Consider the following 4461-nt stretch of genomic DNA (forward strand, 5'->3'; position numbering starts at 1 on the left):
TCTTTGGCTAAAGATTAAAGTGTTGCGTCGACCCGTTAAAATCGCCGCCCATAGCTGCCATTTGACATCATCATAACGTCCGCCGACCGCAATTCACTTTCACAGAATGTGGACACCACCTTTCTGCACCGTCGCCGCAATCCACAACCCAAAGACCTTGTTACAAAACCTTCTTAAATTAGAAACAAGCCCGTAGTGAACAACCAATAGGTCACCCCCAATCAAGGGGGTCGCGATATGTTGCGTTTTGAAAGTGTTACAAAATCATTTGGTGCCAACACGGCTGTAGAAGCTGCGAGCTTTACCGTCGACAAGCCCATGATGATCGGGATCATCGGGCGGTCTGGGGCGGGTAAATCCACGCTGCTGCGGATGCTCAACCGTCTGACCGATGCGACCTCGGGTGAGATCGAATTTGACGGGACTAACGTCACGGCCCTGCGCGGCGCGGCCAAGCGTACATGGCAGTCGCAATGCGCGATGATCTTTCAGCAGTTCAATCTGGTGCCGCGTCTGGATGTGGTCTCCAACGTGCTGCACGGCACGCTGAACCGCCGCTCTACCTTCTCGACGATGTTCAACCTTTACCCTGACGAAGACATCCACCGCGCCATCGACATTCTGGAACGTCTTGGCATTGCCGAACATGCGCCCAAGCGTTCCGAAGCGCTGTCCGGCGGTCAGCAACAGCGCGTGGCGATTGCCCGCGCCCTGATGCAGGACCCGCGGATCATTCTGGCAGATGAGCCTATTGCCTCGCTTGACCCGATGAACGCGCAAGTGGTGATGCAATCGCTGCGCGACATTCATGAGCAAGACAGCCGCATGGTGATTGCCAACCTGCACACGCTTGATACCGCGCGCCGCTATTGTGACCGCGTCATCGGCATGCGTGCTGGCAAGATCGTATTCGACGGCACGCCGTATGAGCTGACCACTGACACCGCGCGTGAGATTTACGGCGCGGATGCGTCCTTTTCCGAAGTGACAACCTCGACCGAGATTGAGACCAATGCTGCCGCGCCCATCGCGGCCCAGTAGCCCCTCGTTTTTCCCCGCACCCTTCGCGGGGTGCTTATTAACCGAAGAGAGAACAAGATGAAAAAGATCATCGCAGCTGCCCTTATGTCCACTGCCCTGACAGGCGCGGCCCATGCCGATGCGCATGCCATCAGCGAATTCCGCATTGGCATTCTGGGCGGCGAGAACGCTCAGGACCGCATGAACAGCAACGAATGCCTGCGCAGCGCAGTCGAGGATGCACTGGGCGTTCCGACAAAGCTGTTCGCGCCTGCGGATTACAATGGCGTGATCCAAGGTTTGCTTGGCGGCACCATCGACCTGTCGCTGATGGGTCCGTCCTCCTACGCTGCGGTCCATATTGCCGATCCTGAAGCCGCCTCTCCGATCCTTGTGAAGGTCAACGCCGACGGTTCCACCGGCTATTACTCCATCGGGTTTGCGCGTACTGACAGCGGTGTGACTTCGCTGGAAGATCTGAAGGGCAAAGTGTTTGGCTTTGGTGATCCGAACTCCACCTCCGGCTACCTGATCCCGTCCATCGAGATCCCGACAATAACCGGTGCCAGCATGGAAAGCGGTGAGTACTTTGGTGAAGTGAAATTCACGGGCGGTCACGAGCAGACCATCGTTGCAGTGAACAACGGCGATGTGGCCGGCGGCGTCACATGGACGGACGGTCAGGGCAACTGGGAAGACGGCTATACCTTCGGCGCATTGCGCAAAGCGGTTGATGCCGGTCTGGTCGACATGAACGATCTGGTAGAAATCTGGCGCTCCAAACTGATCCCCGGCGAGCCAGTGGTTCTGCGCAACGCGCTGCCTGACGATGTACGCGCCAAAGTAACCGCAATCATCGACACGATGGGCGAAACTGACCCAGAGTGCGCCGCAGCAGTCGCTGGCGGTGAGGTGCTTGGTTTTGATCCAATCACGCACGAAGCCTACGATTCAATTGTAGCCGCCCGTCAGACGAAATCGAATTAAGCGAAACGATTTCAGCACAATCTGCTGGCTCCGGTTTGTCCGGGGCCAGCAATTTGGTTTTGGGTGGATCATGGTGAACAAGGTGACAACGCACAATGCGGTGGCTGATTTAAGCCAAGCTTATCTGGCGCAGGTCAAAGCCAAACGGCTGATGAATTTCATCATGCTGGTGCTGTTTCTGGCGCTTCTTGGCGCGGGTTTTGTGACGGCTGACAGCCGCAATGCCGGCGGATTCTGGGACGGGCTGGGCAACGTGTTCGACTTCCCCGCCGCGCTAATCAGCGAAGCGGTGGAGCGTGCGCATCTCATGCCGGGGTATCTTATCAAATACCTGCCGTCGCTGGTCGAGACGATCAACATCGCCGCTGCTTCGACCCTATTAGGTGCAGTGCTTGGGCTGGTGATGTCGCTGCTCGTGACGCGCGGACTGGCACCTGTGCCGTGGCTGGTTGGGCCCTTGCGGTGTGTCCTTGATATCTTGCGCGCCTTGCCAGAGATCGTGATCGCGCTGGTCTTGATCTTCATGCTTGGTGGCGGCCCTGTGCCTGCAATGATCGCGATTGCGCTGCACACGGTGGGCGCCTTGGGCAAGCTGTTCTCGGAAGTGAACGAGAACGCCTCGCTTAAACCAGTCGAGGGGTTGGCATCGGTCGGGGCGAACTGGACGCAACGAATGTGGCTGGGCGTTGTGCCACAGGTCGCGCCGATCTACCTCAGCTACGCGTTGTTGCGGTTCGAGATTAACATCCGCGCGTCAGCGATCCTTGGCTTCGTGGGGGCCGGTGGGATCGGCTACGACCTGCGCAACACCATGAGCTGGGGCGTCGGCAAATACGACGAGGCCGCAGCGATCTTTATCCTGCTTTTTCTCACAATTGTTGCCGTTGATCAGCTGTCGAGCATCCTGCGTAATCGCCTGACCCACGGCATGCCCAGCGCGGAGGTGACGCTATGAACACCGCAACCCTACAAACGCAGACTGTCACGCAGTTTAGCCGCAAGAAGCTGACAGCTTTCGCAGTGCCTGTGATCATCTGCGCCTATTTCGCCTATATCTTGGTGTCCTTCGAAATGGCCGGACTTGGCGAACGGATCAATGTGAACAATGCTCGCACGTTGGTCTCTGACACCTATAGCTACAAGACCCACGTAGCGCAGGATAACCGCAACGGCGCTGTCGCCATCGCAATTGAGGGGGAGCGCAAGGCGCAGTACCCCAACGGCATGATGCCCAGCTGGGTGAGCCAGAGCGGAGACATCACCACTGTTGATCTGGGCAGCGGTCATATGATCACGCTGGGGCCAGAGGTGCGCTATGAAATCCCCGGTTACGGCACAGTGACAGCGCGGCCAGACGGAAACGGAGTGAATGCCGTCTTCCCACAGGGTGAGCTGCCAGAGTACATCAATGCCTCGAAGAACCGCGTGATGATCGCAACCGATGCGGGCCGTCTGACTGTAACCCGCGCTCGCGCTGAAGTGTTCAAATACAACTACGGCTGGGAGCTGTTCTTTTTCACGCTCGATAGCCCCTATTACGAGATGGGCGCGGGGCAACTTGTTTCGAAGGCGTTCTCTGGTGAGGCGGCCGCGATCGTGGACGGGTTCTGGACCAATAAGATGTGGCGGCATGGTGATGTGTTCTGGGCATTGTTCGAGACGTTGCTGATGGCGTTCTTGGGTACCTCCGGTGCTGCAATCATTGCGCTGCCGCTGGCTTTCCTTGCGGCGCGGAATTTCACCCCTCTGGGTGTTCTCCGCTTTGCCGCACGGCGGGTGTTTGACTTCTTGCGCGGCGTGGACGGGCTGATCTGGACGATTGTACTAAGCCGCGCGTTCGGGCCGGGGCCGCTGACCGGTGCTCTCGCCATTTTGCTGACTGACACGGGGTCATTCGGGAAGATGTTTTCAGAGGCGCTAGAGAACGTTGACGAGAAGCAGATTGAGGGCATCGCCTCTACCGGCGCCAAGCCGCTGCAGCGCTACCGCTTTGGTGTGATCCCGCAAATCATTCCGGTGCTGCTGAGCCAGATCCTGTATTACTTTGAATCCAACACCCGTTCAGCCACGATTATCGGTGCAATAACCGGTGGCGGGATCGGGTTGTTGCTGACCCAAGCGATTGCCACACAGAAGGACTGGGAAGAAGTGAGCTATTACATCGTGCTGATAATCCTGCTGGTGATGTCGATGGACACGCTGTCAGGTTGGCTGCGACGCAAGCTGATCAATGGCGATGGGGGCGGACACTGATGGCGCGACTGACCGAAGACAAACCCTTTTTGCACCCTGATTGCGAGATTACCGATGCGAGTTTTGGACGTTATGTCGAGATTGGATGCGGCAGCCGCTTGGCCCACAGTCACATGGACGACTATTCATATTGCGACCGCTTTGCCGGGCGGTCTCAACTGATCGACGCAACACATGCATTGAAACGCTCTGCGGGAGTTT

At 57.5% G+C, this 4461-nt stretch carries 4 protein-coding genes and 1 pseudogene; all 5 read left to right on the forward strand.

Features of this window, described 5'->3' with window-relative positions:
- Positions 1 to 237: 237 nt before the first annotated feature.
- Positions 238 to 1041 carry a phosphonate ABC transporter ATP-binding protein gene (phnC, locus tag V7730_RS22190; RefSeq protein WP_335749735.1) on the forward strand — a complete coding sequence of 268 codons (804 nt, stop codon included), beginning with the start codon at positions 238 to 240 and terminating at the stop codon, positions 1039 to 1041.
- A gap of 57 nt (positions 1042 to 1098) precedes the next feature.
- A complete protein-coding gene (gene phnD / locus V7730_RS22195) occupies positions 1099 to 2007 on the forward strand; it encodes a phosphonate ABC transporter substrate-binding protein (protein ID WP_335749736.1) in 909 nt (302 codons plus the stop codon).
- A 70-nt stretch (positions 2008 to 2077) separates the two neighbouring features.
- Entirely contained in the window at positions 2078 to 2962 is an 885-nt protein-coding gene (phnE, locus tag V7730_RS22200) for a phosphonate ABC transporter, permease protein PhnE (protein ID WP_335749737.1), read from the forward strand.
- On the forward strand, positions 2959 to 4260 hold the full coding sequence (gene phnE / locus V7730_RS22205) for a phosphonate ABC transporter, permease protein PhnE (RefSeq protein WP_335749738.1): 1302 nt from the start codon (positions 2959 to 2961) through the stop codon (positions 4258 to 4260). Before phnE (V7730_RS22200) ends, phnE (V7730_RS22205) begins: the two co-directional genes overlap by 4 nt.
- Positions 4260 to 4461: pseudogene (locus tag V7730_RS22210) on the forward strand (hypothetical protein); the annotation flags it as partial. The gene phnE (V7730_RS22205) and the pseudogene V7730_RS22210, both read left to right, overlap by 1 nt.

It is taken from the genome of Sulfitobacter sp. (assembly GCF_036961165.1).
In the GTDB taxonomy this organism is placed as follows: Bacteria; Pseudomonadota; Alphaproteobacteria; order Rhodobacterales; family Rhodobacteraceae; genus Sulfitobacter.